This window comes from Actinomycetospora sp. (assembly GCF_055612215.1).
Map to the genome: position 1 here is coordinate 1 of NZ_JBVPVA010001105.1, position 4,621 is coordinate 4,621.

The window sequence follows — 4,621 nt, forward strand, 5'->3', positions numbered from 1 at the left end:
CCCCCGATCACGCCGGGTCCGGCGGGAGCCTCCGCGTGCGTCACCGCGACGTTCGACCGCCTCACCCCGGCCCAGCGGTGGGCCCAGCTCGTCGTCGTCGGCGTCCCCGCGGGCGGGGTCGGCCCGGCGGCGCGGGCGGCACTCGCGGCGGAGCCCGGCGGGATCATCCTCACCGACGGCGACACCGCGAGCGCCGACGCCGTCACGAAGGTCGTCACGAGCGCCGAGGCGACCGGCGGCGGGGACGTCGGGCTGCTGGTCGCCACCGACCAGGAGGGCGGCCAGGTCCAGGAGCTGAAGGGGCCCGGCTTCACCCGCATCCCGCCCGCCACGAGCCAGGGCCGGGACGCGGCCGGGCTGCGCGGCGACGCCGGGGCGTGGGGGAAGGAGCTGCGCGACGTCGGGGTGAACGTCGACCTCGCGCCCGTCGCCGACGTCGTCGATCCGGCGCTCGGCACGGCCAACGCGCCCGTCGGGAAGTACGGGCGCCAGTTCGGGACCGACGTCGACACGGTCGCCCCCGCCGTCGGCGCCTTCGTCGCGGGCATGCTCGGCGCCCGGGTCGCCCCGACGCTCAAGCACTTCCCCGGCCTGGGCGAGGTGCGCCAGAACACCGACTTCGCCGGGGGCGTCGTCGACTCCGCGACGAGCGCCGACTCGGCCTCGCTCGGGTCCTTCGCGGCCGGCATCCGCGCCGGCGCGCCGCTGGTCATGATGTCCTCGGCCCGCTACGCGAAGATCGACCCGGACCACCAGGCGCTCTTCTCCTCGACGATCATGCGCGACCTGCTCCGCGGGCGCCTCGGGTTCGACGGCGTGATCATGACCGACGACGTCGGCGCGGCGGCGGCCCTGGCCGGCACCCCCGTCGGCGACCGCGCGACGAGGTTCCTCGCCGCCGGTGGCGACCTGGTCCTGACGATCCGGCCGCAGGACCTGGCGCCCATGGTGGACGCCATCACCGCCGCGGCGCGCGAGCCCGCCTTCGCCGCCCGCGCCCAGGACGCCGTCCGGCGGGTCCTCTCCCTCAAGGAGCGGCAGGGGATCCTCACCTGCTGATCGCTGCTACCCGTCGGTAGTGCGGCGCGCGGCCGGACCTGCGAGAGTGCGGGCGCGTACCGGAGGCGTACCGACCGCAGAGAGCGTTGGAGCCGATGTGGACCTGACCTACACCGCCGAGGAGGAGCAGTTCCGCACCGAACTGCGGACCTGGTTGGCGGAGAACATCCCGGCCGAGTGGACGGAGCCCGGGTACTGGGCCTCGCTCGACACGACGGAGTCGTTCGAGAAGCGCCGCGAGTGGGAGGCCCGCAAGACCGCGGCCGGCTTCTCCGGCATCCAGTGGCCGGTGGAGTACGGCGGGCGCGGCGGCACCCCGGGCATGAAAGCGATCTACGACGAGGAGACGGTGCGCGCGCACGCGCCGCAGACCGTCAACGTGCTCGGGCTGACCTTCCTGGCCCCGACGATCATGGCGATCGGCACCGACGAGCAGAAGGCCGAGATCATCGGCCCGATGCTGCGCAACGAGGTCATCTGGTGCCAGGGCTTCTCCGAGCCCGGCGCCGGGTCCGACCTCGCCGCGGTGGCGACGCGCGGCGTGCGCGACGGTGACGACTACGTCGTCAACGGCCAGAAGATCTGGACGACGAACGCCATGCACGGCGACAAGATCTTCACGATCGTCCGCACGGAGCCCGGCTCGGAGCGCCACAAGGGCCTGTCGATGCTGCTGATCGACATGAACCAGCCCGGCGTGGAGGCCCGTCCGCTCAAGCAGATGAGCGGGGCGAGCGAGTTCGGCGAGGTCTTCTTCACCGACGCCCGCGTGCCCGCGAAGGACTGCCTCGGCGAGATCGGCCAGGGCTGGCGCACCGCGATGCTGCTGCTCTCCTTCGAGCGCGGCGCCTCGGGCGTGGGTCAGTACACCGAGTTCCGCCGCCAGTACGACGAGATCGTCGCCGAGGCCAAGCGCTTCGGCCGCGCCGACGACCCGGTGGCCCGCCAGGAGCTCACCCGCTGCCTCGTCGAGCTGGAGTGCCTGCGCTACCACGCGATGCACATCCTGACCCAGACCGAGCAGGGCAAGGACCTGGGCTCGGAGTCGTCGATGACGAAGCTGCAGTGGTCCGAGGCGTTCCAGGACCTCTGGGAGGCCTTCGAGAAGGTCCTCGGCCCGGAGGCGACGCTCGCCGCCCCGCGCCCCGACGTCGACCTCACCCCCTTCCACGCGCAGGACCACTGGTCCCGGTCGGTGACGATCTGGGGCGGCTCCTCGCAGGTCCAGCGCAACATCGTCGCCGAGCGCGTGCTCGGCCTGCCCCGTTAGGCCTTCGGCCGCGCAAAGGAGACTTCCGTGTTCTTCGCACTGACCGACGAGCAGCAGGCCTTCGCCTCGACGGTGAGCGAGTTCCTGGCCGACCGGTTCGACCTCGAGGCCGTGCGCGGCGTCGTCGAGGACCCGGACGGCGACGGGCACCCGCTGACGCTGTGGAAGGGCCTCGCGGACCAGGGCGCGCTCGCCGTCCTCGTCCCCGAGGAGCACGACGGGCTGGGGCTGGGCCTGGTCGACGCACAGGTCGTGGCCCGCGCGCTCGGCGCCGGCGTCGCGCCCGGGCCGTGGCTCGCCACGGTCCTCGCGGCCGAGGCGATCCGGCTGGGCGGGTCCGCCGACCAGCAGTCGCGCTGGCTGCCGGCCCTGGCCGCCGGCGAGACCGTCGGCACGGTCGCGCTGCGCGGTGAAGGTGGTGCCTGGGACGGCTCGGGGATCACCGTGGACGCCAACGACGGCCGGCTCTCCGGCTCCGCGTCGCCGGTGGACTACCCGGCCGTCGCGGGCCTGGTCGTCGTCGCCGCCACCGACGCCTCGGGGACGCCCGGGCTGTACCTGGTCGAGGCGGGCGCGTCCGGCATGACGGTGCGCGACCAGCGCACCTACGACGGCACGGCCCGCGTCGGGGCGGTCGAGTTCACCGACACGCCGGCCGAGCCGCTGGCGGCCGGGGGACCGGACGCCGTTGCCGCGCTGCTCGCGCGCGGCGCCGTGCTGAACGCCGCGGACCTCGTCGGGGTCGCCCGCGAGGCCCTGAGCCGCACCGTCGCCTACGACCGCGACCGCACCCAGTTCGGCGTGCCGGTCGGGTCGTTCCAGGCCCTCAAGCACGCCCTCGCCGACCTGCATGTCGCGGTGACGATGGCCGAGCACGCGGTGCTGTTCGCGGCGCACGCGCTGGACACCGACGACCCCGGGACGGGCATCGCGGTCGCGGTGGCCGGGGCGAAGGCCTCCGACGCCGCGTGGGACGCGACCGGGGCGATGATCCAGTTCTTCGGCGGGATCGGCTTCACCTGGGAGCACGAGGCACACTTCTTCTACAAGCGCGCCCGCCGCCGGGCGCCCCTCTTCGGGTCCGCCGAGGAGCACCGCGAGCACCTGGCCGCCCTGACGTTCTGAGCTCGACCGAGACGACGACGACGAAGGAGTCACCGTGGCCGCCACGCCCACCGAGGACGACCGCAGCCTGCTGACGGTCATCGCCCGCATGACCGCGAAGCCCGGCAAGGAGGACGAGCTGCGCGCCGGTCTCGAGGCACTCGTCCCGACCACCCTCGCCGAGGACGGCAACGTCAACTACGACCTGCACGTCGCGGAGGACGACCCGGCCACCTTCTTCTTCTACGAGAACTGGACCAGCGGCGAGAAGCTCGACGCGCACCTGGCCGCCCCGCACCTCGTCGACTTCGCCGGTAAGCTCGACGACCTGCTCGTCGGGGGTGCCGAGGGCCTCGTGATCACCCGCGTCAAGCGGATCGCGTGACCGCTGCCGCGTCCCCCGCCACCGTGGCCTCGGCGATGGCCGAGGCCGCGGCGGCCTGGCGGGACACCCTCGACGACGAGCAGCGTGCGCAGGGTTGCTGGGCCTGGCCGGGGTCGAAGGCGGCCGAGGCCGAGCGGGTGGCCTGGTACTACACGCCCACCGACCACGGCGGGCTCACCCTGCACGAGCAGCTGCCCCACCAGCAGCGCGGCGCCATGCGGCTGCTCGCGACGGGGCTCTCCGAGGCCGGCTACGTCAGCGCGTCGACGATCATGGGGCTGGAGAACGTCCTCGACCGGACCGAGGGCTTCACGGCGGGCTTCGCCCGCGACCGCGGCCGGGACCCCGGCATGTACTACCTGCGCGTGTTCGGCGACCCGTCGGGCGAGGCCCCGTGGGGCTGGCGCTTCGGCGGGCACCACGTCTCGGTCAACCACCTGGTGGTCGACGGCGAGGCGGTCGCGGGCTCGCCGTGCTTCCTCGGCGCCGACCCGATGGTCTCGCCGCTGCTCGGCGGCCAGGAGCTGCGTCCCCTCGGCGGCATCGAGGACACCGGGCGGGCCCTACTGCACGCCCTCGACGCGGACCAGCGCGGCGCCGCGGTGCTCACCGAGCGCGCACCGGCGGACGTCATCGGGGCGAACCGCGTCCACGTCGCGCCGGGCGACCGGCTCATCCCGCTGCCCGACCTGTGGCGCGGCCACTTCGACGACCAGACCCTCGAGGACCGGCTCTGGTCGATGCACGACGGGCTCGAGGCCCAGCTCGGCGTCACCGAGGCCGACCGGGCCGCCACCGAGATC

The 4,621-nt window shown here is 74.1% G+C and carries 5 protein-coding genes; all 5 read left to right on the top strand.

The features are described 5' to 3' along the window. On the top strand, positions 1-1,059 hold a 1,059-nt coding region (locus tag AC0CYZ_RS29855; protein WP_472221738.1), incomplete at its 5' end, for a glycoside hydrolase family 3 N-terminal domain-containing protein. A 97-nt stretch (positions 1,060-1,156) separates the two neighbouring features. Then, positions 1,157-2,329 carry an acyl-CoA dehydrogenase family protein gene (locus AC0CYZ_RS29860; RefSeq protein ID WP_472221739.1) on the top strand — a complete coding sequence of 391 codons (1,173 nt, stop codon included), beginning with the start codon at positions 1,157-1,159 and terminating at the stop codon, positions 2,327-2,329. Between the two features lie 27 nt (positions 2,330-2,356). Then, entirely contained in the window at positions 2,357-3,454 is a 1,098-nt protein-coding gene (locus AC0CYZ_RS29865) for an acyl-CoA dehydrogenase family protein (protein ID WP_472221740.1), read from the top strand. A 34-nt stretch (positions 3,455-3,488) separates the two neighbouring features. After that, positions 3,489-3,818, top strand: coding sequence for a putative quinol monooxygenase (locus AC0CYZ_RS29870; RefSeq protein WP_472221741.1), 330 nt, complete (start codon positions 3,489-3,491; stop codon positions 3,816-3,818). Continuing rightward, positions 3,815-4,621: DUF3500 domain-containing protein (locus AC0CYZ_RS29875; protein WP_472221742.1), on the top strand; the 807-nt coding region annotated here is incomplete at its 3' end. The genes AC0CYZ_RS29870 and AC0CYZ_RS29875, both read left to right, overlap by 4 nt.